This window comes from Desulfacinum hydrothermale DSM 13146, assembly GCF_900176285.1.
GTDB lineage: Bacteria > Desulfobacterota > Syntrophobacteria > Syntrophobacterales > DSM-9756 > Desulfacinum > Desulfacinum hydrothermale.
Window position 1 is genome coordinate 13686 of record NZ_FWXF01000009.1, and the last position, 22309, is coordinate 35994.

Genomic DNA, 22309 nt, shown 5'->3' on the forward strand with positions numbered 1-22309 from the left:
GACTGTATCTTTAAGGATCTTGGCCTTAAGGGATCATAGCACGTGGGCGGGGGAGGGGCGCAAGGGGGGGAGTTGAGCCCCAGGGATGGACCAGACCGCATGGAATTTGAATTTGACAAACCGGGGCGGGAGCGCTATGTAGGGGCGGCATGCACAAAATGCACAAGATGGGTCCGAGCATGTCACGGGGGGACACAAAGTCCTTGGCACGGCCTGAACAGGGGGTAAGAGCCGATGATTGTGGTACAGATCGGGCGACTGGCCCAGCAGTTGGGGGTGCATCGCAACACGATCCGCAACTGGATTCGAAGCGGCAAACTACCGGCGCGGGGCGTGCCGGGCAAGAGATATTTGATTTCGGAAGAAGATTTTCACAAACTCTGCCACGCCTTCGGCCTGGATCCGGAAAGCATCGCGGTGCGCCGCATCCCCATGAAGGCCGATCAAGAGAGCCCGCCGCAGGAACCGTCGGTCCCCCTCACCCAATTGAAGCCCCGCACCAACCTCCTGCGGGCCTCCCCCCAATGGGCCGATGTGTGTCTCACCTGCGGCAGCTGCGCCAGCGCCTGCCCCATCTCCGCCGTGGACGGCCTGGACCCGCGCAAGGTGGTGCGCATGGCGGTGCTGGGGTTGGAAAACCAGCTGCTGGAATCCGACTGGGTGTGGAAGTGCACCCTTTGTGGAAAGTGTGAAGAGGCCTGCCCCATGAACGTGGAGATCGTCTCCCTCATTCGGGCCGTGCGCGGCAAGCAACCCCGCGACCGGGTTCCCGTTTCCCTGCAACGGGGGCTGCAGACCTGCTTGGAGACGGGAAACAACCTGGGCATCCCCCAGGAAGACTTCGTGGGGGTGTGTCTGGATCTGGCCGACGAATTGGTGGAGGAGGGCTGGAACGGCTTTCGGGTTCCGCTGGATGTGAAGGGAGCTCGGGTGCTGGTCACGGTCAATTCCAAGGAGCCCTTTGCCGATCCGGACGACATGAAGTTTCTATGGAAGGTGCTGCATGCGGCCGGGGAATCCTGGACGCTAACCACCGAGCATTGGGAAGGCCTCAATTGGGCGTATTTTACGGGGGACGACCAGACCATGCGGGCCCTGGTGGCCCGGCTGGTGGACCAGATGGCCCGCTTGGAGTGCCGGACTCTCCTTCTGCCCCTATGAGGTCATGCCTATTACGCGACCCGGGTCGGGTTGCAACGCTGGTTTCCGGAGGAATTGGGAAAGTTCCAGGTGCTTTCCATCTTCGACCTGCTCATGGATTATGTACAGACAGGGCGTCTGGAATTGGACCCCAGGCTCCATCCGGAGACCACCACGTTCCACGATTCTTGTCATTACGGCAGAAAATCGCTCCAGGCATTCGGCCACGGCTACTTCGAGGAAGGCCGCTGGCTTGTGCGTCAGTGCTGTCCCAACTACGTGGAGATGTATCCCAATCGCGAAGGCAATTACTGCTGCGGGGGCGGAGGCGGCCTGTGGTCCGTACCGTTCCATGAGGAGCGCGTCTTTCATGGAAGATTCAAGGCGCGCCAGATCCGCAACTGCGGGGCTCGGCGCGTGGTGACGGCCTGTCACAACTGCCGGGACCAGATGGAGAAGAGCCTTCGTAAGGAGTACGATCTGGACGTGGAAGTGGTCTATTTGTGGGAGCTTCTGGCCCGATCCCTGGCGGCGCCGGGCCGGAGGAGCAGCGGAGGGTCTCGATGATTCAACAGAAAGTGGGGGCCGTGCTGGTGGTCGGCGGGGGTATCGCCGGCATTCAGGCGGCCTTGGATCTGGCCGATACCGGATTTTTCGTCTACCTGGTGGAGCGCCGGGGGGCCATTGGAGGCACCATGGCCCAGTTGGACAAGACCTTCCCCGGAAATGAATGCTCCATGTGAATCCTGGCGCCCAAGGTGGTCGAGTGCGGTCGGCACTTGAATATCGAGCTCTTGACGCTCACGGACGTGGAGCAGGTGGAAGGGGAGATCGGCCGGTTTCGGGTGAAACTGCGCCAAAGGCCTCGCTATGTGAACATGGACCGGTGCATGGCCTGCGGCGAATGCGCTCGGGTCTGTCCCCAGGAAGTGGCCGATGCATTCAATGGGGGGATCACCACCCGCAAGGCCATCTATCTTCGCTATCCGCAGGCCGTTCCGCTCAAGTACCAAATCGATCCCCAGCGGTGCCTCAAGATCCAATCGGGTACGTGCGGAGCCTGCGAGAAGGTGTGCCAGGCGCAAGCCATCAACTGGGAGGATCGGGAGCGTTCTTGGACGGTGGACGTGGGATCGATCATTCTGGCCCCGGGATTTCAACCCTTCGACCCGCGGGGCATCCGCACGTGGGGTTATGGAATCTTTCCCAACGTGATCACCTCCATGGAATTGGAGTGCTACCTGTCCACGGCCGGGCCCACCCAGGGCCGTCTCATCCGGCCATCCGATGGCGGGCCCGTGCGCAAGATCGCCTTTGTGCAGTGTGTGGGCAGTCGGGATGAGAACAACTGCGGCCACGGCTACTGTTCGGCCGTGTGCTGCATGTCCGCGCTCAAAGAAGCCATGCTGGCCAAGGAAGTGGGCGGTGACGTGGATGTGGCCGTCTTCTTCCTGGACATGCGGACCCCGGGAAAAGACTTCGAGCGCTACTACGAAAAGGCGCGCCGGCGGGGCATCCGCTTCAACCGCTGCCGGGTGCATTCCCTGGAACCCGTGGGGGACTGCCAAAGGCTCTATTTTCGCTACATCACGAATGAGGGCAGGCCGGCGCGGGAAACCTTCGACCTGGTGGTGCTATCGTTGGGGATGGAAACGAACGCCGACGCCCGAGGGCTGGCGGAGCGTTCCGGACTGCAGCTCAATGAGGACGGGTTTCTGGACACGTCGTCCTTTCAGCCGGTGGCCACGGAGCGCCCTGGTATCTACGCCTGCGGTGTCTATACGGGGCCCAAGGACATCCCCGGTTCCGTGGTGGAGGCCTCGGCCGCCGCCATGGCGGCGGCGGGCCATCTGGCCGAGGTTCGAAACAGCCTGGTTCGCTCCGTGGAATTTCCCCAGGAAAGGGATGTGGCCCACGAGGAAGCGCGGGTCGGGGTCTTTGTCTGCTGTTGCGGGTCCAACATCGCCGGGGTGATCGACGTGGAGGAAGTGGCAGAGTATGCCAAGCACCTTCCCCACGTGGTCCACGTGGAAACGAGCCTCTTTGCGTGTTCCCAGGACACCCAGGAATGGATTCGCCGCCGCATTGAGCAGTTGGGTTTGAACCGCCTGGTGGTGGCTGCTTGTTCTCCCCGTTCCCATGAACCCCTCTTTCGCGAGACCTTAAAGAATGCGGGGCTGAACGAGTATCTTTTCGAGATGGCCAACATTCGCAACCAAGCGTCCTGGGTCCATGCCCACGCGCCCCGAGAAGCCACCGACAAGGCCAAAGATCTGGTGCGCATGGCGGTGGCCAAGGTGGTGTTGGCGGAGCCGCTGCCCCCCGTCCAGGCCAATGTGAACCCCACGGTTCTCGTGATCGGCGGGGGCGTGGCGGGCATGACGGCGGCGCTTGGCATGGCCGATCAGGGATATCCGGTTCATCTGGTGGAAAAGAGCTCGCAGCTGGGAGGCAATGCCCGACACTTGTATCGGACCTGGAAAGGGGAGGCCATTCCTGAATTTGTGGAATCCCTGGTGGAACGTGTCAAGGCCCACCCTTATATCAGCATCTACCTGAGGAGCCAGGTCGTCAAGGCAGAGGGCTTTCTGGGCAACTTTCGCTCCACGATCCGCAAAGGGAACTCCCCCCTCATCCTGGACCATGGAGTGGCCATCGTGGCCGTGGGCGCCACCGCTTACAAGCCCCAGGAATACGGCTACGCGGAATCCCAAAGGGTCCTGACGGCCCTGGAATTCGACAAGCTGCACGCGGTGGGCGACGAACGGGTGGCCAAGGGACGCAGCTTCGTCTTCATCCAATGTGTGGGATCCCGTGAGCCTGAACGGCCCTACTGCTCCCGGGTCTGTTGCACCCATTCCATTCAAGCGGCCATCGAGCTCAAAGAGGAGGATCCATCGCGGGAGATCACCATCCTCTACCGGGATATCCGCACCTACGGGCTGCGTGAGAAACTCTACAAGAAGGCTCGGGAAATGGGCGTCGTGTTCATCAACTATGACATGCACGACAAACCTTCCGTTCGTCTGGGACCCAATGAACTCTACGTGCAGGTTACCGACCACGTGCTGCACATGCCCCTATCCATTCGTGCGGATGTGGTCATCCTGGCCACGGCCATCGTGCCCCACCCGGACGTGAAAGATCTGGCCCAGGTCTATCGGATTCCAATCAACGAGGATGGCTTTTTTCAGGAGGCCCACGCCAAACTGCGCCCGGTGGACTTTGCCGGCGAAGGTCTCTTTCTGGCCGGATTGGCCCACTATCCCAAGCCCCTGGACGAGACCATCGCGCAGGCCATGGCGGCTGTGGCGCAAGCCACCCGGGTGCTGTCCATACGCCGAAAGGATGTGGATGCCATCAAGGCCTACGTGGTGGAAGACAAGTGCGACGGGTGTGGCCTCTGCCTGGACGTGTGTCCCTTTGGGGCCATCGATTGGGATCCCAAGTCCGGGGGCGGGGAAGGGACCAAATTGGTTCGCATCAACGCGATCCTCTGCAAAGGATGCGGATCCTGCCAGGCCACGTGCCCCAAGGACGGAGTGCGGGTGGCCGGATTCACCTATCACCAGCTCATGGAACAGGTTCGAAGCTGTTTCGCCGCATAGCCTGACCGGCACGCCGGGTTGCGGCGCCCGCAGGAGGAGTGGTCCTTGAAGATCCAGGAAAGCTCCATGAAGCATCGATTCCGAATCATCGCCTTTGCCTGTCACTGGTGCGCCTATGCGGCGGCCGATCTGGCCGGAACCGCTCGCATGGCCTATCCAGCGAGCGTTCGTATCATCCGCGTTCTTTGCTCCAGCATGGTGCACCCTCACTTGGTTCTGGAGGCCTTCCAGAGGGGTGCCGACGGGGTGCTGGTCATGGGCTGCCGTGAAGGCGAATGCCATTACCTGGACGGAAACCTTCGGGCCAAGGACCGGTTGAGCGCCCTGGAAGACATGCTGGAGACCATGGGCATCGAAAGCGAGCGTTTTCGTCTGGTGTGGTGTTCCTCGGCGGAAGCCGAACGGTTCACCCAAGCCTGCGTGGAGATGGAACAGACCCTGGCGTCCCTTGGCTGAGAGCCATGAAAGCGTTTTGGGGGACGGGAGGCGCCTGGCGGCACACGTCCCACTGCGACGATCCCAGCGGGTCGGACCACGGACGACGACGTTCACACCCAAGGAGCGGTCACCATGACAGTGAGCAGCGAAAGGCCGCGGATCAAGGGAAGGGTCCGCGCCATGCGTGTGGATACCACGTGCGGAGCCATCGGCCACATGACCGTGGATGAGATCCGCGAGCGCATCATCGGAGCGGATCTCAACGTCACGTGTCCCGAATGCGGTGAAATTCACCTCACCCGGGAAGATGCGGAAGAGGCGGCGGCCCGGAAGGTCCGCGACACGGCGCGCTACAAGAGAATCCTGGAGGAAGCTTCGGCCAAAGAGCCAAACCTTTGAGCTGGGAGCCTGCGGGAAAACGGACACCTTGGTCCTCTTTTCCTGAGGATCGCGCGAGAGGCTGGTCTTTATGAAATGCTCGCTTTTGCTGGCGGGATGAAGGCCGAAGCGCGGTCGCCCGCCGCCCCTTTTGCCTTCGCTCGGAGGCCTTGACAACCGGGCGATGCGCCTTAATTTTATGTCGGATCGTGAGGGTGGGTAACCCACCGGATTCCATGAGATAAAAGGAGGTACGGGCTATGTTGGGACTGGTTCCTCGTGAAAGAAGGGAGTCGCTTCTGGCATGGCCGAGGGCCTTCGATTGGATGGACAGGTTCTTCGATGAAATGCTTCCGTCCGTGTGGGGAGAAGATCGCCCCATGGTGCCGGCCTTTGACGTCTCCGAGACGGAAGACAAGATCGTGGTCAAGGCCGATCTACCGGGCGTGGAAGCGAAGGACCTGGACATCAGCATCACCGACAACGTGCTGACGGTCAAAGGCGAGAAGAAGCAGGAAAAGGAGGAGAAGGGCGAGTCCTACCACCGCGTTGAACGCCGCTTCGGCTCCTTTGCCCGATCCATCGCGCTTCCGGCGGACGTGAAGTCCGAAGGCGTGGAGGCCGTCTATCGTGACGGTGTGCTTCGGATCGAGATCCCCAAGAGCGAACGCTCTCGGCAGAAGAAGATTGCGGTCAAGCACTAAGGAGGATCTTCCCGCGAGTCGCCTCGATGAAGCGATGGCGAAGAGACAACCTGTTATGCGAAAGAGCGGGGCGTAGGCCCCGCTCTTTTTTTGACGCATCCAAGGCCATGAGCCCTGGCAAAGGTTCGACCAGCTGCGGCTTAGGCATGGCTTTCCATGTGGCAGGCCCCATAGATATGCATAGGTAACCCCCACGGTTGTGGTATGGGCCGCGAAGGTCGGGTTCGGTTCCCATTCCCCCTTAAATTGAGCGATTCCAATGCACGCACGGTCTAATGAACCGGGCACCATTCCCAGAGAGCCTATTTGGGCGGTCCAGTGTCCATTCGAACGATGATGGGCACGTCCAGTCGATAGCGCTTGCGGATTCTGGCTACCGCGTGGCGAACCATCTTCTCGACCGTATCGCCGTTGTTGCTATGTGCATCTCCACGGCAAAACGCCGCATCGATCACGTATTGGCACCAGGTCATCTGCAAGGGCTAAAATCCCTTGACGCGTTTGTAGGTGGGTCTGACGCCGTGGCGCACCTTGGCCTCGTCATTGTCCATGACCATGGTATCGATGCCCAAAATGACTACATCGGGCGCTTCTAGCTTGAGGCGCCACAAAAACATCCGTTGCAAAAGGTGTCGGAACAGGTAGATGCGCGGCCACCGGAAAGAGCGAAAGAAACGCTTCACACTGTGGGAAGAAAGCATGCTGGTGGACTCGCTCTCTATGACGGCGGCATAGCCCGCATCCTTGGCCAAGGTGTCAAAGAAGACCAGATGTCGACTGGTACCATGCAAGAAAAAACACAGCAGCTGTTTGAAAATCTCTGTGACCGGTTGCCCCTTGCGACTGCGACGCATGGAGCCGAAAAAGTATCGATCTGCGGGAAGGTCTGGATGTTGCGAAGATAGCGGACAAACAGACCCAAACCACCCCGCCCGGTGATCGTCTCCTTGGTCACTTCCACGCCATTGATTGTCGCTTTATTAATCGTTCTTTTGGGTTAAAAGTATGCAGCGACACATCTGCCGTGATATAGTCTTATGGATAGGCGCAATTTCACCGATTAAGGATCGATCGAATTCGGTCGCATTTGCCATGGTCCCCCCGTCTCCGTTGCCAAGGCGCGAGGATTCTCTCGGTCGAAGGGCCAGCGTACAGGGTTGTTGAGGATATCAAGATGTAGGGGCACGGCGCCGCCGTGCCCCTACTGTTCAGGGATTCCTCATCACGGATAATGTGCTCGTAATAGTTGCGTTGCCACACAACACCCCCCGATATGCCCTGCAGGCCGTTGATGCGCTGGGTAACAGCGGATTTGAACGCACGGATGATTGTGGGGATGGAACCGGGCACCGGTTTGCCGAATTGTTCCAGGGTAGGGGCACGGCGCCGCCGTGCCCCTACATCTTGAAGGCGGCTAACAGTCGCAGCACCGGCATGAGACACGAGGGCTCGAGGCGGAGGCCGGCGGGCGCACTGTCCGAGGAAGACCGTTTCCCGACGGCCCATCTGGGTTCCCCAACCGAGCAGGAGGTGGGACCCCCGGATGACCAGGAAGGGGCCTTCTGAAACCGGGAGCGCACCGGCAACGTCCAGGTGGGTTCACGGGCCACTTGACAGAAGGCCCAAAGTCTGACAAGGAAGAGGGGACTGCACAAGGTTTCCAGCATCCCGGAACACGGTGCGAATCCGTGGCGGTCCCGCCGCTGTGATCGGGGATGAGAGGCAGCCTGGATCCGCCGCCGGGCGGATCGGTCACTTTCGGGGCTCACCCCGGGGGGAAGGCCGCTGCCTTTCAGATGATCCGAGAGCCAGAAGACCTGCTGGAAACCTGGGTGCCGGGCGACTGATGGCAAAGGGAGCCCGGAGGCGATCCGCGCGAACGGATCGGCTCCGGGCTTTTTCTTTGGGCCCAAGGCCGCTGAAACCCAACCCCAAAAGGAGGAAGAACCATGAAGCACCAGACCCAAAAGATCGTTTCCTATCGGCGTCGTTGCAAGGAACTGGGCAAGAACACGGGCCTGTCCCACTACATCCTGCTCACCCCCAAAGCCAAATAGGACCGAGGCGAATCCATGAACAACCAAACGGCTCGGCATGCCAACACCGGCTATGGCCCCACCTTTTCCGTCCTGGACATCGGCCTGGAAGACCGGGTGGCAGTGGTGGAGGCCGATACGGCCTTCTGGGCGATTGTGGAAAAGCAATCCCTGGATGAGGCGCTGTCCGGTTCGCTGGTGGACAGGTTCCATGAGGAACGGGAGGGTTTCGAGCGCGAGATGCACCATCTGCGTTTCGGACTCAAGCCCTCCGCCGCCTATTTCAATCCCACGGAAAGGTGCAACTTCAATTGCTCCTACTGCTACCTGCCCGAATCGATGCGTCGCGACGGCAAGACCATGACCCCGGAGGAGCTCTGCGGGGCCTTGGAACGGCTGCTCGGCTACTTTGAATCCCACATGCCCAAAGGCGTGAAGCCGCAGCTCATCTTCCATGGCGCCGAACCCATGCTGGCCCGAGACGCCGTTTTTGAAGGCATCGACCGCTACCGGGATCGGTTCCATTTCGGCGTCCAGACCAATGCGACCCTCCTGGACGATGAGGCCATCGAGTTCCTCACATCCCGGGGGGTGGGGATCGGCATCTCTTTGGATGCCGCCGACCCAGGCCTGGCCGACGCCACCCGCAAGAACTGGAACGGCACGGGAGCCTTCGCCCAGGTGGTGCGGGTCATGGAACGGCTGGCCGGCTATCCCGCTTTCAATGTGATCACCACGGTCACTCGGCTCAATGTGGAGCAATTGGAGACCATGGTGGACTTTTATCACAGAGCGGGTGTGGCTGTGGTCATGTTCAATCCGGTGCGATGCACTCAGAAGGGGGGCTTGGAGCTGAAGCCTGACAATGAGCTCTTCGCCCGGTCCTTTTGCAGGGCTTTGGACCGAACCTACGAGCTCTACGATCAGACCGGACGAAAGCTGGTGGTGGCCAACTTCGCCAATGTGCTGGCCGCTGTGGCCGGTCCCACGGGGCGGCGGCTTATGTGCGACATCTCGCCCTGCGGCGGGGGGCGTTGCTTCGTGGCCGTCTCCGCCCACGGGGATCTTTTCCCATGCAGTGAATTCATCGGCTTTCCGGAATACCGTGGCGGCAATCTGTACGAGGATGACCTGAACGCGGTCCTGGAAAGCCCGCCTTTCAAGGAAATCACCATGCGCAAGGTGGAAGACATCGCCCCTTGCGCATCCTGTGCCATCCGGCATTTCTGCGGGGCGCCATGCCCGGCGGAGGTGCGGATGGTCTCGGGAACCGTGAAGGCTCCCAGTCCCTATTGCCAGTTCTACGAGGAACAGGTGCGTTACGCCTTCCGGGTTCTCGCCCAGGGGCGCGAAGCGGCCTACCTGTGGGACGGTTGGGACCAGGAGACGGAAGAAACCTTCAGGTGTACCTAAATTCCATGGCGGCCTTGGGTTCTGGCGCCCAGGGGCCGGGGAGGGCGGCTCCCTGGCCCCTGGGGGCATGGAAGGCGGCCGTGGCCCCTCAGGGCGCCGTTTGCCCACGCAGCCTCCAATCATCGAGAATCGGGCGCCAGCGGTTCCAGCCGAACACACTGGGCGTAATAGGCGGCCCCTCCTCCCATGTCCGTGGAGGTGGCGGCAATGAGCTGGTTGGCCCCACCGCCCAGATGCATCCAATCCCCCCGCCGATACACCACCACATCGGGTGCCAGCCGGGCATCCAAAGTCACCTCCACCTTCAGCTGTCCCAAGGGCGAGACAAGCCATGCCGGACCATGGACGCTCACATTCCAGGCCCGGGCTGTGTCCGGATGAACCCAGACGCGCGGCGGGATGCGATGATCCTCGGGGGCTATCTGGGAATGGGTGGCGGAGCGGCGAATGAGCGTGAGGAGCCGCAAGGGGTAGTGAGGAGGGGGCGGCGGTTCTTCGTGCAGGATGGACGGAACGCGGGCCAAGCCGTCCTGGTGGTCAAAATGCATCCCTTCGTGGGCCACGCGGGGACGGGCGGCCCGCACAAACGCCCGCTTTCGAAGTTCTTCCAAAGAAAGTTGGAGCCACGGGGACGAAAGGGCCTGGTTGAGGCACTCTTGCCTGTCTGGAAGGATGAGTGGCGGATCGAGCCGTTGCGCCAACGCGTGGATGATGGAGGCATCGTCGCGCGCAGAGCCCGGTGGGCATACCACGGCGGGAGCATAGTGCACGTAGTCGTGCAAAAAGGATCCCACCACATCTTCCTGTTCCAGCATGAGCGTCGAAGGAAGGATGAGATCCGCGCAGCGCGCGGTGTCGGTCATGAAGGCATCGACCACGACCACGAAATCGACCGCCTGCAAAGCCGCTTGGGTGCGCCGGGAATCGGGCGCCTGATTGACCACGTTGGACCCATTGATCCAGACGAAGCGGATGGGTGGGTCCTTCGCTTCTTGGATGGCCCGTCCCAGGGCCCAAATGGGCAGGGTGCGGGGGGGCGGCCCGGTCCGGGCCCACGCGGTGTTGAAGTTTCTCAGAGAAAGGATGCCGAATCGACTGCCGCCGCCGGCCACTCCCACATTCCCGGTCAAAAGCGCCAAGGCATTGATGAACCGGACGTTTTCCCCGCCCCATGGGTGGCGCTGAAGCCCCCAACCCACCAGAGTGGCCGTGGGCCCGGGGGCTCCGTACCAGTCCGCCAAAAAAACGGCATCGTCCAGGCACACGCCGCCGGCCTGGAGCAGATGCTCCAGGGGCGTGCGGGCCAGGAGATCGCGCAGGGCTTCCACGTTCGCCGTTCGTTCCATGGCGGGCTGGGACCAGGCGCTGCGATGGAGTAGAATCTTCAAAACGGCGGCTGCCAGAAATCGGTCCGTGCCGGGACGGATCCCAATGGCGTGGTCCGTGTAGGGCCCGTTGCCGTCGCCTCCCGGCGAGATGGAGACCACCGGAAGACCCTGGCGGCGCAGGGACCGCACGAGAGCCGCCAGGTGAACGGAACTTCTGGACAGATCCCGGCCCCAGTTGACCAGCCGTCGGGCATGTTGCAGATCTTCCAGGGCGTTGCAATCCAGCGAGCCGAAATCCGCTTCGAAGGCGGCGATGCCGGCCGCATCGCAAAGGGCTCCCTCGGTGGTGCTGGCTCCCAGAAGCCCAAAGAAGAGCGGCGGGATCTGTTTGAGAATCCCCCGGGCGCCGGCCCCCTGAATGTGCAAGATGGAGGCGGGGTCGTCTCGGCGGGCTGCCTGAAGCTTTTCCGCGCACCGATCCAAGGCCTCATCCCATGGGATGGAGGTCCACCCGGATGGGGTTCGTAGCAGGGGCCGCACGATGCGGTCGTGGCGGCCAAGGCGCTTGGGAAAGTTTCGAATCCTGGAGCAAAGGAATCCCTTGGTGATGGGATGATCGGGGTTTCCCCGCAACGTCAGGGAACCGTCCTCGTTTTGTTCCACCAGCAAAGAACAGGTGTCAGGACAATCCTGGGTGCAGGCGGTGAGCCGGGTGCGCATGGAGCAGTCTCCCGTTGGCAATCATTTCGTTTCCGGTGGTTCGGGCTGGGGAAGGTTTTGCAACAATTGAAACGCCGCCCCCAGTCGCCGAGCCAGGTTCATGAAGGCCGCCGGCAGCGGCACTTCCCGATCCACCAGCAGGATGCCATGGTCTTTGGCCGCCGCCAGGGTTTCCTCGCTGTCGATTCCCTCCTGACGATCACACAAAAACTGAACGCGCAAGGCGTCTGTGAGCGGGATGCGCATGTCCTCCAGATCCACGGCGATCCGGTCGATGATGGACTGGATGCGCTGCGCGTTGGCCTCGGCGAAGGAACGGTGAGGCTCCTGGGGATTGGGGGTGCCGAAGACCTGGTTGACAACCGCCCCGGCCAGGCGGGCCGTGTCGGTGGCGTCTTTTCCCACACCCGATTCGCTCAGGTGTTCTTTGAGCCTTTTGAAAAAGACCATCTTGATGATGTGGACCCCTTCGCGCAGCACGGGGACCAGCCGGGTGGTATCGGACATCGCTGCACACTCCTTTTGCATGGGCAAGGCTTGAATGGAAAGATGGGTCAAAAGAGATGGGGATAACGGGTTCGAAGCGCCGAAACCGATTTGGGTTCGCGCAACAGGCGCCATGGAATGAGGGGATAAGTAAAGAAACGTCCGTGGCTTGCGGACACCCCCCCGCGGATGATCCAAAAGAGGTCCGTGACGGCCACGCACCACAGCCATAGGGCGCATATCGTGCCGGAAAGGATGAGCCCTCCCACGGCACCGTAGACAGTCATGGCTGCCTGAAAGTTGAGGGCTTCACGGCCCGCAAAATCGATCCACGGGGAATCCTTTCGTTTGTAGAGCCAGACAACCAGCGGACAGAGGAGATGGCCCACGGGAAGCCACAGGGTACTGGTGGGGATCCACCAGATGGCGCCCAACAGGGCGCTGAAATGGCACATACATGCCCAGGTGTGGGCCTCGTCGGTGTTGCCCGCGATCCGGTCCACGTCGCGCTCGTCTGCAGGGGGCCTTTTCGACCGGGGCTCGCTCTTTTTTGCGTCCATTCCTTATTGCCCCCAATGAGGGTTTCCACAAGCCCAGGGAATCAAAGCTGGATTCCATGTTCCAAGAAAGGATAGCATAGAAAGACGCCTTGGGTAAAACGGATGGAACGGTGCAAAACGGCAAAGAGATCCGGATGAGCTCGGGGGAGGCGGTTTCTGGGAAGCGGCCGGGGAATGGATCTTCGGCTCAAGAGGCCGGGAAATTTTCATTCCCGGCGTTTCCGTGGAGTTTCCGAACCGGGGGAAAGGCATCTATGGGAACCCCATCTGGCGGCGGGCGGTGCGCCCCGGCCTCTGAACGTGCGGTGGCTTTGACCCAGTCCTGAAGGGCGGCGCTCCGCCCAAACCAATCCTCCATAGGCTTTTGGGACACACCCATGGACGGTTTTTTCTTCTTTGCCCGTGGGGGCTGTGTTAGGCTCGCTTTGGCAGCACCATACATGTGTTCACCATATCAAAAGGGGGCATGGCATGAGTGAGGCGCTCAATCCTTTCAAGATTGCTCAGAAGCAGTTGGACAGGGCCGCAGAACGTTTGGGACTGGATCCAGCGACCCATGAGCTTCTACGTTGGCCCATGCGGGAATATGCCTTCACGCTGCCGGTGAAGATGGACGACGGCACCACCCGGGTTTTTCACGGTTTTCGGGTGCACTACAACACGGCCCGCGGTCCGGCCAAGGGGGGGTTGCGTTGGCATCCGGACGAAACGCTGGACACGGTGCGAGCGCTGGCGGCATGGATGACTTGGAAGACGTCGGTGGTGGACATCCCTCTGGGCGGGGGCAAGGGAGGGATTGTCTGCAATCCCAAGGAACTTTCCGAGACGGAAAAGGAGCGTCTGGCGCGGGCCTACATGCGCGCCATCGCACAGGCCTTGGGCGTCACCCGGGACGTTCCGGCTCCGGACGTCTACACCACGCCGCAGATCATGGCCTGGATGATGGACGAATACGAGATGATCATGGGCGAGCATCATCCCGGGGTCATCACCGGAAAGCCCGTTCCCATCGGCGGTTCCAAGGGCCGAAACGACGCCACGGCGCGTGGGGGAATCTACGTCACCCGTGAAGCCGCCCGAGCCTACGGAATCGAATTGGACGGCCACACCATGGCGGTGCAGGGCTTTGGCAACGCGGGACAATTTGCGGCGCTCTTGGGTGAGCAACTGCTGGGGCTCAAACTGGTGGCGGCCTCCGATTCCAAGGGCGGGGTCTACAACCCCAAGGGAATCGATGCCAGGGCCCTGGTGGATTACAAGCTGCAAAACGGGTCGCTGCAGGGATTTCCGGACACGGAACCCATCAGCAATGAGGATCTTCTGGAATTGGACGTGACGGTTCTTTTCCCCGCCGCCTTGGAGAACGTCATCACCGAAAAGAACGCCTCCAAGATACGAGCCCAAATGATCTGCGAACTGGCCAACGGACCCACCACCCCCGATGCGGACGACATCCTTTTCGACAAGGGCGTGATCGTCCTGCCTGACTTTCTGGCCAACGCCGGCGGGGTGACGGTGTCCTATTTTGAGCAGGTTCAGAATACGTACAACTTCTACTGGGAACTCAAAGAGGTCCACTGGCGTCTGGATGAAAAGATGACCCGGGCCTTTCGGTCTGTGTACGACATGGGAATCCGCGAAAAGATCCACCTGCGGGAGGCGGCCTACCTGGTGAGTGTGGCCCGGGTTGCCGAGGCCTGCAAGCTGCGCGGCTGGGTCTAGCCGGCCATGTCCGCCACGGGGTGGACGGCGGGCCGGTGCGAGCAGGAGGTCTTTTCGGCTGGCACACGGGACTGACGCGGCCTCACCGTCCCTTTCCGGTGCCGTGGCGACCCTCTCGCCCATATAACGAGCGCCATGGGAGGGTGCCCGGAAAAGGTCTCAGGCATAGGCGTCCGTCCTGCGGACATTGTCCATAGGGGCGACTCGCCCGATCGTCCTCATCGATTAAAGAACCTGTTGCTTTCATGCCGGCGGGACGTGGTTTCAGGGAAGGCCTAATGCGCCCGTTGTCCAACCTGTTTTCTTTTCACCGCCCACCGGGTATAAGATGGAGGCGCGGCAACCTGCCGCCTGGAAAGGAGTGCCTCCATGAAGGACATGGCCGTCGGGTCGCTCAACCGGCTCCTCCGCACCTACGACCTCTTTCAAAAAATGATGCAATATCCCAAATTGCTGCCTTCGATGCGCCGGATCTTTTTGAGCTCACTCATCCGCCGGGGGGTGGTCACGGAAGAGGATCTGGAACGGAAGGTGCGGGAGGTTCTGGACGCGGAGGGGCTGGCGCACGACGAGGCGAACAGGGAGCGGATCCGCGGCGCGCTGATCGACCTGCTTTTTGCGTCCCACTTTTCCGAGAAGGAAGCGGTGGAGCACATCAATCTCGCCCGCAAACAGGATCAATTCACCCATCTCAATCGCGTGGTCAATGCCGAGGGAGCCACCGCTCGGCAGATTCAAAAGGCCCTCAAGGCGTTTTGTGCCATCCCCCAGGGCGATCTCCATATCGATCCCAGTGAGGCGGAAGGGGTTCGGGTGGCTCTCATCAACCATTTCATCTCCAATCAACTGCCGTTCATCGGTATCGCCAAAAAATATATCACGATTCGGGACATCGACGAATTGCTGGACCACACCTACTCCTGCCCCCGCCGATCGGGGCGCATCGGCGGCAAGGCAGCGGGCATGCTTCTCGCCTACAAGATTCTGGTGCCCCGCTTGAGCGAGGCGGATCCCGAATTGAAAGCCCACGTGGCCGTTCCCGAATCCTATTATTTCAACTCGGGCATCTTTTCGGACTTCATCGACCACAACGGCCTCCACGCCTTTCACAGCCAAAAGTACAAGTCCCGGGAGGCCATCGAAGAGGACTACCAACACATCGCCGTGCTCTTCGAAAAGGCCGTCTTCCCGCCGGACATGGTGGCCATGTTCCGCAAATTTTTGCAGATGGTCGGCGAACATCCCCTGATTCTCCGTTCTTCCAGCCTTCTGGAAGACAATTTCGGTCATGCCTTTTCCGGCAAGTACGATTCCGTCTTCCTGGTCAATCATGGCAGCTTGGATCAACGCTTGAAAGAGTTCCTCTGGGGACTGAAGCGGGTCCACATGAGCACCTACGGTCCGGCTCCCATCCTTTACCGACGGGATCACAACCTGCTCGATTTCGACGAGAAGATGAGCGTGTTGGTGCAGAAGGTGGTGGGACAGCGCTACGGAGACTATTTCCTTCCTTTCGCCGCCGGTGTGGGGTTTTCTCGCAACACCTATCGATGGACTCCCAAGATCCGCAGCGAAGACGGCCTGGTGCGACTGGTGCTGGGGCTCGGCACGCGAGCCGTGGACCGTGTGGCCCAGGACTATCCGCGGCTGGTCGCGCTGAGTCATCCCGGGCTCCGCCCGGAGGGCAGCGCCGATCAGATCATCAAGTATTCCCAACGAATGGTGGATGTTCTCAACCTGAAGAAAGGCTGTTTGGAGTCCATACCCTTCCGGGAGGTCATGCGGGTTCTGCCGCCGGATGCGTCCTTTATGGCCCTTTCCTACAATCAGGACGGTCATTTGGCTCCGCCCATGTTCAAAGGGCGAACCGAGCCGCTGGAGCGAAGCTGTATCACTTTCGATAATTTCCTCCAACGAAGCCGCTTCGTTCCTTTGGTCCGAAAGGTTTTGAAAAAACTGGACCAGGCCTACGGATGGCCGGTGGACGTGGAGTTCGCCTGGGACCAGGACAAGCTCTACCTGCTCCAGTGCAGAACGCTCAGCGTTCGCCAGGAGATTCACCAGGTGAGTCTCCCGACGGATGTTCCCCAAGAAGCCATTGTCTTCACCAACTCTCGAGTTGTGTTCAATGCGGTGGTTCGCAACGTGGAGGTCGTCGTCTACGTGGACCCCAAGGCCTATGGGCGCATGGCCCATTGGGAGGCCAAGCGGGCCATTGGACGTGTGGTAAGCCGGCTGAACCGCCGTCTGGAGGGCCGAAGGTATGCCCTGTTCGGGCCGGGGCGCTGGGGCAGCAACGACATCAACCTGGGCGTGCGCGTGGGCTACGAAGACATCAATCGCACCCTGATTCTTGGAGAAATCGCCTTTCAATCCGGGGGAATCACCCCAGAGGTCTCGTTCGGAACGCACTTTTTCAACGACCTGGTGGAGGCGCGGATTGTTCCCGTGGCCATCCACCCCGACCAACCCCACACGATCTTCAACGAAGATTTCTTCACCAAGAGCGAAAACCGACTGGCGCAGTGGCTTCCCGATGACACATCGTACCAGGACGTGGTGCATGTGATCCATGTTCCCTCGGTCACATCCGGGCGTTATCTACACGTCTATCAGGATGCTGAGACACAGAAGGGCATCGGGTTTTTGGCACCTTTCGAAGATGAGTCACCGTGATCTCTTTCCATGCCGGAGGAAGTAACCATGAAACGTTACCTGATCGTTCTTTGCATCCTCCATCTGATGGCCACCGCGGTACCTGCCTGGGCCAAAGCGCCACGGGAAATCGCCGGATATCGGCTGGGGCAATCTTTGGACAGCTGTTACCAACGCGTGGTGGCTGGTCCGGTCTATCCCGTTCGACTTCGGCCCTACCTCATGGAAGTTCCCGTGGTGGTGCCCCAGGGGTTTCATAGCGGCTACATCATCTATGGCAACTGCGCCGATCCGGGCATCATTGCGCGCATCAAGGTCAAATATGCCAACGACAGCCGTCGATTCTTCGACCAGCTGTTGAATCGGCTCAAGCAGAGATTCGGTGACCCGGACGAATACAAGGGGGATGCCTTTCAGGCCTATTTGGCGTGGAAGTGGTCCTTTGAGGAACCGGACGGGCAACGCATCACCATGATCTTGAGCCACTACAGCGGTGACGACGATGAGCACACCCAAGGAAACGCCCTCAAACTCACGCTCACCACACAGATCGCAAAGGAACGCCGGTGCTACGAGGCGGAGGAAAAGCGCAAGCCCAAGCCCGGTATGCGCCTTGGGCGGGGGCAGGGCCGTGCCGGAGCGCCCCAGAACTGGGACAATTTGCTGCCGCGTCCATAGCGACCGCCGCCGGTGTCCTAACCCCCCAGGAGCTTGTGCGACCGTGCCCCTTCGGCCTTTTCGGGGATTTCCGACGCGTTGAAATTCCGCTGGGCCCTGTGGTGTTTTGGGAGCCGGCCCCAGGAAGCAGGGTGGATTCTCTTTTGCGATTGCAACTGAGGAAACGCCATGTTCGGGGGGTACACATCAGGGCCGCGCGTGGTGGCCGCAGAGACGGCCCCCGAAGAGACTCTTGCGGAGAACGGGAAGATCATCCGAAGGCGAAGGGGGCTGTCCGGAGATTTCATGATGGATGGCGCTGAGACGCGGTCCCACTTTCTCCACGCATACTTTCGAGAGCAGGATCAAAAGAGGGGCGTCTATGCCGTGACGGCCGTGGGAGAGTTCGTGCCCTGTTCCCTGACGTACCTGGAACACGGCATGACCCATTTCCTGTCACGATACCCGGCGGCGCGGAAATTTCTCTTTTTGGACGCCGGCAGCGGCGATGGACGGGTGGTGTTTCTCCTCTCGGTGGTCTTCGGCTTGCGGGCCGTGGGCGTTGAATACGACGAGCAGCTGCACGTCCGGGCCATGGACAACATGGCCAGTATCCTCCGTCGCTACCCCGCCTCTCCGCCACCGACCCTTCTGTGCGGCGACTTTCTGGATGAAAGCCTGTACCGAAATCACGGCCTTCGTTTCGCCGATTTTCACGTGGTCTTCAACTACGCCAACAACCATACCCAGTTGGCGGAAAAGGTGATGCGAGACGGAGGCCAAGGCGCCTACTTTCTCCTCTACACCCCGCGCCCCACGGGCGAACGATTCCCGAGCCTTCAAGACGTTTCCAGCTTGTGCCTTGCACCCGAGCCCAGGACCGCCACCGGGCCCTACCTTCAGATCTACCGGCGAGTGCCTACCGAAAGCGGTTCTGCCTGATCTCGGGATGGATGTTTATTCCATGTTGCGGAGGCGTTGCTCCAGGGCTTTCCACGGGAAGCGTCTGCCGGGGCAGTCGGTGTTGGCCCCCGGTACGTCTCCATGACCGAGGATGTGGCTGGGGGGGATGTGGTAGTAGTAGACCAGTTCTCGAACGAGCCGAGCCAAAGAATCCATCTGCTTGGGGGTGGGGAGATCCTGGTCGAAGTTTCCCACCAAGGCGATGCCGATGGCCTTCCGGTTCATGTTTCCGGCCTTGCAGTGGGCTCCTTCCTCTTGCTTGATCCAACGGGGGGCCACCTCGATTTGTCCGTCTCCCTTTCCCAGGGATCCGTTGTCGATCAGAAAGTGGTAGCCCAGACCGTTCCAGAACCCCCGCTTGAGGTGGCTGGTGTTAATAACATTAGCATTTCCGATATCCGTGGCCGTGTGATGGATCACGATGTAACGCCAGCAGGTGTTGGGATACAAGGGCACCACATTCTGGAAATAACGGGCGTTGGGAATGATGAGTTTCTGTCCGATGCGGATGGTGGCTCCCGGCTTCAGGCCATTGGCCCTGTAGATGTCCGCCATGGGAACTCCATACATCTTGGACAGTCGCCACACAGTTTCCAGAGGCGCCACCTCATGGACGACCGTCCTCGGTCGTGCGTTCACCTTCAGGGGTTCCTTGACTACCTGGATGCGTTGCGGATGCGTGGTGCCGCGTGGGGGCGGCGCGTGGCGAACGTTCCCGGACGGGCGGCTCCCACAGCCGGCCAGGATCACACCCAGCAATAGGAGACAAAGAAAGCTCTTAAGACCAACTGAAACCGTCTGGACAGGGGATCTGACAGCACTCCGGGCACCGTCTTGGATCACATGCATGGTCATCCCTGCATCATCTGGAACGGATGGATGTTGATGCACACTGTTCAAGAACTGTCTCACTCTTTTCCCTTCCGGCCCCATGCGCTGGACACGGCAATCCATGGCGGACAAACCACCGCACCCAGGGCTCAGGCCAGATCCATCAGGAGGGCCGTTTCGTCGCAATCCGGAAACTTGCTGCAGTGGAGGCAATCCACCCAGATCTTCTGGGGGAAGATGTGCTTTTCCACCAGATGAAACCCTTGCTTTTGAAAGAAAGCCACCTCGTAGGTGAGCACAAAGACACGTGCAATCTCCAGCTCCCGTGCTTCTTCCACACAAGCGCGCACCAGTGCGGCCCCGATCCCATGGCCCTGGCATTCCCGCTTTACGGCGAGAGATCGAATCTCGGCCAGATCTTCCCACACCACGTGCAGACTGGCGCACCCCAGGATCTCCTTGCTCTGCGTGTCTTCCCAGACGAAGGTATCCCGAATGTGGGTATAGAGATCGTTCAGCGAGCGGGGCAGGAGCCTGCCCTCGCTTGCAAAAGCATTGAGCAGCCTATGCAGGCATTTCACATCGGAGATGCGCGCCTTTCGGATCATCTGCACCCCTTTGGCTTTCTTGTCCATATCCTAACGAAGTCCGCGCCGTCTCTTTCGGGAAACCAGCCGATCCACCCTTTCCACCAGACAAAGGAGATCCTCCTGGGACGTGTCCAGGCCGGGGGCCGCCCGGACGGTGCCCTCGGGATAGGTGCCCAGGGTGCGGTGAGCCAGGGGGGCGCAGTGGAGCCCTGCTCTCACGGCGATCCCCGCCTGAGCTAGAACGGATGCCACATCCTGAGGGTGCAGGCCCTCCACCCGAAAGGAGACGGCGTTGCCGCCGCGCCGGTGAGGCCGATGGACCACAACCCCCCGGACGGCTTCCATCTGGTCTTCCAGAAAGGAGGCGGCACCACGTTCGCGTTCGCCGATGCTTTGCACGCCGCGTTCTTGCACCGTGTGGATTCCGGCCTTCAGACCGGCGATACCGGGGACGTTGGGCGTACCGGCTTCGTAGCGATCCGGCAGGTGTTCCGGTTGCTCCCATTGTTCAGAGCGGCTTCCGGTGCCACCTTCCAGCAACGGAGCAACGTCCACGTGGCGGCCCACATAAAGCAGCCCCACACCGGAGGGTCCCAGAAGCCCCTTATGGCCCGAACAGGCGATCATCGCACAACCCCACTGGTCGGCGTGAATCGGCACGATTCCCGCCGTCTGGGCGGCATCCAGCAGAAACGCCACTCCCCGTTCATGACACAACCGGGCTATGGATTCCACAGGAAACAACGCCCCGTTCACGTTGGAAGCGTGGGGGCACACCACCAGTCGGGGAGGGGGGTCCAGGGCCTTACGGACCAGGTCCAGGTCCAGTGCACCCGATGGAAGGCAGGGCAACCATTCCACGGTCACATCCCTTTCGCGCATGAGCCGGGCCAGGGGGCGAGCCACGGCGTTGTGCTCCATGGAAGTGGCCACCACCCGGTCTCCGGGACGCACGAAGCCCTTGAGAGCGCAGTTGATCCCTTCCGTGGCACTCTTGGTAAAGACCACGCGGCTCGGATCCTCCGCCCCCAGAAGGTCCGCCGCCGCCCGGCGTGCCTCTTCGATCCATTGGGTCGCCTTTTGGGCCCTGGGGTGGGTTCCGCGCCCCGGAGCCGCCAGTTCCCGAAGGGCCCACAACACCGCTTCTTCCACCGCCGCAGGCTTGGGATAGCTGGTGGCCGCATGGTCCAGGTAGATGTCCGCAGCGTCCGACCGCTTGTGGGAGAAGGGGGATTGGGTCATGAGAGCCTTTCCTTGCCGGTGTAGAGAGTGAACTTGCCGGCTCGGGCGTAGCCGATCAGGGTGATGTTCAGCTGGTGGGCCAGCGCGATGGCCAGGGTGGTGGCGGTGTTTCGGCTGACCACAACCGGCAGTCCCACCTTGGCGGCTTTGATGATGATCTCCGAGGTGAGCCGCCCTGTGGTGATGAGGAGCTTGTCCTCCAGGGGCATCCGGTGCAAGAGGGCGTGCCCCACGAGCATATCCACGGCGTTGTGGCGCCCGATGTCGTCTCGGAAGACGAGGATCTCCCGGCAATCGGCCAAGGCGCAGTTGTGGACGCCGTGGGTTCTCTTGTAGGTCTGACTCAGGTCGTTCAGCTTACGGACGTGTTGGCACAGCGCGTGTGCCGGCACACGAATGGGGCTTTCGACCGGCTGGGCGAGCAAGGCGTCCAGCGCATGGTAGAAGAGGGTCCCCTTGCCGCATCCGGAAGCGAGGGTGCGCTTGTGAAGCAGGGTCTCGCTCAGTGCGGTATCGGATTGCACCTGGAGGTGCACCCGTCCCGTGTTCGCTTCGACCTGGACGCTCACAAGATCATCGGTGCTGTCCAGGAAGCCTTCCGCATAGGAAAAACCCACCGCCAGCTCTTGCAAGTGATGGCCGGCACAGAGCAGGGTCACGATCTCGCGCTCATTCACAAACAGGGTGACGGGCCGTTCCTCGATGACCCATTGGGTCTGAGGGATCCAATCGCCTTGTCCGTTGTAGAGCCAGGATTCCACGGGAGAGACCTTCTCTTCTCCCGCATCGGCTCGATTTCGATCATCTCTTTCCATGGGGGTTCAACCGTTCCATGGCT

General features: G+C 60.8%; 19 protein-coding genes and 1 riboswitch. Of the genes, 10 read left to right on the forward strand and 9 right to left on the reverse strand.

Going from position 1 to position 22309, the window contains the following annotated elements; all coding sequences use genetic code 11:
• Positions 1 to 234 precede the first annotated feature (234 nt).
• From B9A12_RS17810 to B9A12_RS09255, 5 genes are all read left to right on the forward strand, one after another.
• Positions 235 to 1707: a 4Fe-4S dicluster domain-containing protein gene (locus B9A12_RS17810; protein ID WP_084057606.1), complete on the forward strand. Its 1473-nt coding sequence runs from the start codon at positions 235 to 237 to the stop codon at positions 1705 to 1707.
• Positions 1704 to 4748, forward strand: a complete 3045-nt coding sequence (locus tag B9A12_RS09240; RefSeq protein WP_084057607.1) for an FAD-dependent oxidoreductase — start codon at positions 1704 to 1706, stop codon at positions 4746 to 4748. Before B9A12_RS17810 ends, B9A12_RS09240 begins: the two co-directional genes overlap by 4 nt.
• A gap of 66 nt (positions 4749 to 4814) precedes the next feature.
• Entirely contained in the window at positions 4815 to 5204 is a 390-nt protein-coding gene (locus tag B9A12_RS09245; protein ID WP_084057706.1) for a hydrogenase iron-sulfur subunit, read from the forward strand.
• 114 nt (positions 5205 to 5318) lie between these two features.
• Positions 5319 to 5585: a hypothetical protein gene (locus B9A12_RS09250; protein ID WP_084057608.1), complete on the forward strand. Its 267-nt coding sequence runs from the start codon at positions 5319 to 5321 to the stop codon at positions 5583 to 5585.
• Between the two features lie 239 nt (positions 5586 to 5824).
• Complete coding sequence (locus B9A12_RS09255; protein ID WP_084057609.1) at positions 5825 to 6268, forward strand: Hsp20/alpha crystallin family protein; 444 nt, start codon at positions 5825 to 5827, stop codon at positions 6266 to 6268.
• 302 nt (positions 6269 to 6570) lie between these two features.
• On the opposite strand, the gene B9A12_RS16980 is transcribed toward B9A12_RS09255, so the two are convergent.
• Both B9A12_RS16980 and B9A12_RS09260 read right to left on the reverse strand, forming a co-directional pair.
• Positions 6571 to 6747 carry a hypothetical protein gene (locus B9A12_RS16980; RefSeq protein ID WP_170920506.1) on the reverse strand — a complete coding sequence of 59 codons (177 nt, stop codon included), beginning with the start codon at positions 6745 to 6747 and terminating at the stop codon, positions 6571 to 6573.
• A gap of 3 nt (positions 6748 to 6750) precedes the next feature.
• Positions 6751 to 7122, reverse strand: a complete 372-nt coding sequence (locus tag B9A12_RS09260; protein ID WP_084057610.1) for a hypothetical protein — start codon at positions 7120 to 7122, stop codon at positions 6751 to 6753.
• A 790-nt stretch (positions 7123 to 7912) separates the two neighbouring features.
• Positions 7913 to 8107: riboswitch (cobalamin riboswitch) on the forward strand.
• A gap of 233 nt (positions 8108 to 8340) precedes the next feature.
• Between B9A12_RS09260 and cbpB the strand changes: the two genes are divergently transcribed.
• Entirely contained in the window at positions 8341 to 9717 is a 1377-nt protein-coding gene (gene cbpB, locus B9A12_RS09270) for a peptide-modifying radical SAM enzyme CbpB (RefSeq protein WP_084057612.1), read from the forward strand.
• A gap of 119 nt (positions 9718 to 9836) precedes the next feature.
• Here cbpB and B9A12_RS09275 read toward each other — a convergent pair whose 3' ends face one another.
• Genes B9A12_RS09275 through B9A12_RS09285 form a run of 3 tightly spaced genes read right to left on the reverse strand, consistent with a single transcriptional unit; the run spans position 9837 to position 12811 of the window.
• Positions 9837 to 11765: a molybdopterin-dependent oxidoreductase gene (locus B9A12_RS09275; protein ID WP_084057613.1), complete on the reverse strand. Its 1929-nt coding sequence runs from the start codon at positions 11763 to 11765 to the stop codon at positions 9837 to 9839.
• A gap of 21 nt (positions 11766 to 11786) precedes the next feature.
• Complete coding sequence (locus B9A12_RS09280) at positions 11787 to 12272, reverse strand: hypothetical protein (RefSeq protein WP_084057614.1); 486 nt, start codon at positions 12270 to 12272, stop codon at positions 11787 to 11789.
• Positions 12273 to 12319: 47 nt separating this feature from the next.
• Positions 12320 to 12811, reverse strand: a complete 492-nt coding sequence (locus B9A12_RS09285) for a DUF4870 domain-containing protein (protein ID WP_084057615.1) — start codon at positions 12809 to 12811, stop codon at positions 12320 to 12322.
• Between the two features lie 471 nt (positions 12812 to 13282).
• Here B9A12_RS09285 and B9A12_RS09290 point away from each other — a divergent pair, with 471 nt between their 5' ends.
• The 4 genes from B9A12_RS09290 to B9A12_RS09305 all read left to right on the forward strand — a co-directional run bounded on the left by B9A12_RS09290 (position 13283) and on the right by B9A12_RS09305 (position 18787).
• Positions 13283 to 14533 (forward strand): Glu/Leu/Phe/Val family dehydrogenase, encoded by a 1251-nt coding sequence (locus B9A12_RS09290; protein WP_084057616.1) that lies wholly within the window; start codon positions 13283 to 13285, stop codon positions 14531 to 14533.
• Positions 14534 to 14902: 369 nt separating this feature from the next.
• Entirely contained in the window at positions 14903 to 17209 is a 2307-nt protein-coding gene (locus tag B9A12_RS09295; RefSeq protein ID WP_084057617.1) for a PEP/pyruvate-binding domain-containing protein, read from the forward strand.
• Between the two features lie 27 nt (positions 17210 to 17236).
• Complete coding sequence (locus B9A12_RS09300) at positions 17237 to 17866, forward strand: hypothetical protein (protein ID WP_084057618.1); 630 nt, start codon at positions 17237 to 17239, stop codon at positions 17864 to 17866.
• A 285-nt stretch (positions 17867 to 18151) separates the two neighbouring features.
• Positions 18152 to 18787 carry a class I SAM-dependent methyltransferase gene (locus tag B9A12_RS09305; protein ID WP_170920507.1) on the forward strand — a complete coding sequence of 212 codons (636 nt, stop codon included), beginning with the start codon at positions 18152 to 18154 and terminating at the stop codon, positions 18785 to 18787.
• 15 nt (positions 18788 to 18802) lie between these two features.
• Here the strand turns inward: B9A12_RS09305 and B9A12_RS16700 are convergent, their stop codons facing one another.
• The 4 genes from B9A12_RS16700 to fdhD all read right to left on the reverse strand — a co-directional run bounded on the left by B9A12_RS16700 (position 18803) and on the right by fdhD (position 22286).
• Positions 18803 to 19447, reverse strand: coding sequence for an N-acetylmuramoyl-L-alanine amidase (locus B9A12_RS16700; protein ID WP_170920508.1), 645 nt, complete (start codon positions 19445 to 19447; stop codon positions 18803 to 18805).
• A 341-nt stretch (positions 19448 to 19788) separates the two neighbouring features.
• Positions 19789 to 20274 (reverse strand): N-acetyltransferase, encoded by a 486-nt coding sequence (locus tag B9A12_RS09315; protein ID WP_245802403.1) that lies wholly within the window; start codon positions 20272 to 20274, stop codon positions 19789 to 19791.
• 3 nt (positions 20275 to 20277) lie between these two features.
• Entirely contained in the window at positions 20278 to 21471 is a 1194-nt protein-coding gene (locus B9A12_RS09320) for an aminotransferase class V-fold PLP-dependent enzyme (protein ID WP_084057620.1), read from the reverse strand.
• A complete protein-coding gene (fdhD, locus tag B9A12_RS09325; RefSeq protein WP_084057621.1) occupies positions 21468 to 22286 on the reverse strand; it encodes a formate dehydrogenase accessory sulfurtransferase FdhD in 819 nt (272 codons plus the stop codon). Before fdhD ends, B9A12_RS09320 begins: the two co-directional genes overlap by 4 nt.
• Between the last annotated feature and the right edge of the window lie 23 nt (positions 22287 to 22309).

Coding starts and splice junctions, on each gene's coding strand:
- B9A12_RS09245 (WP_084057706.1), top strand. CDS start 4,815: ATGAAGCATCGATTCCGAATCATCGCCTTTGCCTGTCACTGGTGCGCC.
- B9A12_RS09250 (WP_084057608.1), top strand. CDS start 5,319: ATGACAGTGAGCAGCGAAAGGCCGCGGATCAAGGGAAGGGTCCGCGCC.
- B9A12_RS09255 (WP_084057609.1), top strand. CDS start 5,825: ATGTTGGGACTGGTTCCTCGTGAAAGAAGGGAGTCGCTTCTGGCATGG.
- B9A12_RS09260 (WP_084057610.1), bottom strand. CDS start 7,122: ATGCGTCGCAGTCGCAAGGGGCAACCGGTCACAGAGATTTTCAAACAG.
- cbpB (WP_084057612.1), top strand. CDS start 8,341: ATGAACAACCAAACGGCTCGGCATGCCAACACCGGCTATGGCCCCACC.
- B9A12_RS09275 (WP_084057613.1), bottom strand. CDS start 11,765: ATGCGCACCCGGCTCACCGCCTGCACCCAGGATTGTCCTGACACCTGT.
- B9A12_RS09280 (WP_084057614.1), bottom strand. CDS start 12,272: ATGTCCGATACCACCCGGCTGGTCCCCGTGCTGCGCGAAGGGGTCCAC.
- B9A12_RS09285 (WP_084057615.1), bottom strand. CDS start 12,811: ATGGACGCAAAAAAGAGCGAGCCCCGGTCGAAAAGGCCCCCTGCAGAC.
- B9A12_RS09290 (WP_084057616.1), top strand. CDS start 13,283: ATGAGTGAGGCGCTCAATCCTTTCAAGATTGCTCAGAAGCAGTTGGAC.
- B9A12_RS09295 (WP_084057617.1), top strand. CDS start 14,903: ATGAAGGACATGGCCGTCGGGTCGCTCAACCGGCTCCTCCGCACCTAC.
- B9A12_RS09300 (WP_084057618.1), top strand. CDS start 17,237: ATGAAACGTTACCTGATCGTTCTTTGCATCCTCCATCTGATGGCCACC.
- B9A12_RS09305 (WP_170920507.1), top strand. CDS start 18,152: ATGATGGATGGCGCTGAGACGCGGTCCCACTTTCTCCACGCATACTTT.
- B9A12_RS09315 (WP_245802403.1), bottom strand. CDS start 20,274: ATGGACAAGAAAGCCAAAGGGGTGCAGATGATCCGAAAGGCGCGCATC.
- B9A12_RS09320 (WP_084057620.1), bottom strand. CDS start 21,471: ATGACCCAATCCCCCTTCTCCCACAAGCGGTCGGACGCTGCGGACATC.
- fdhD (WP_084057621.1), bottom strand. CDS start 22,286: ATGGAAAGAGATGATCGAAATCGAGCCGATGCGGGAGAAGAGAAGGTC.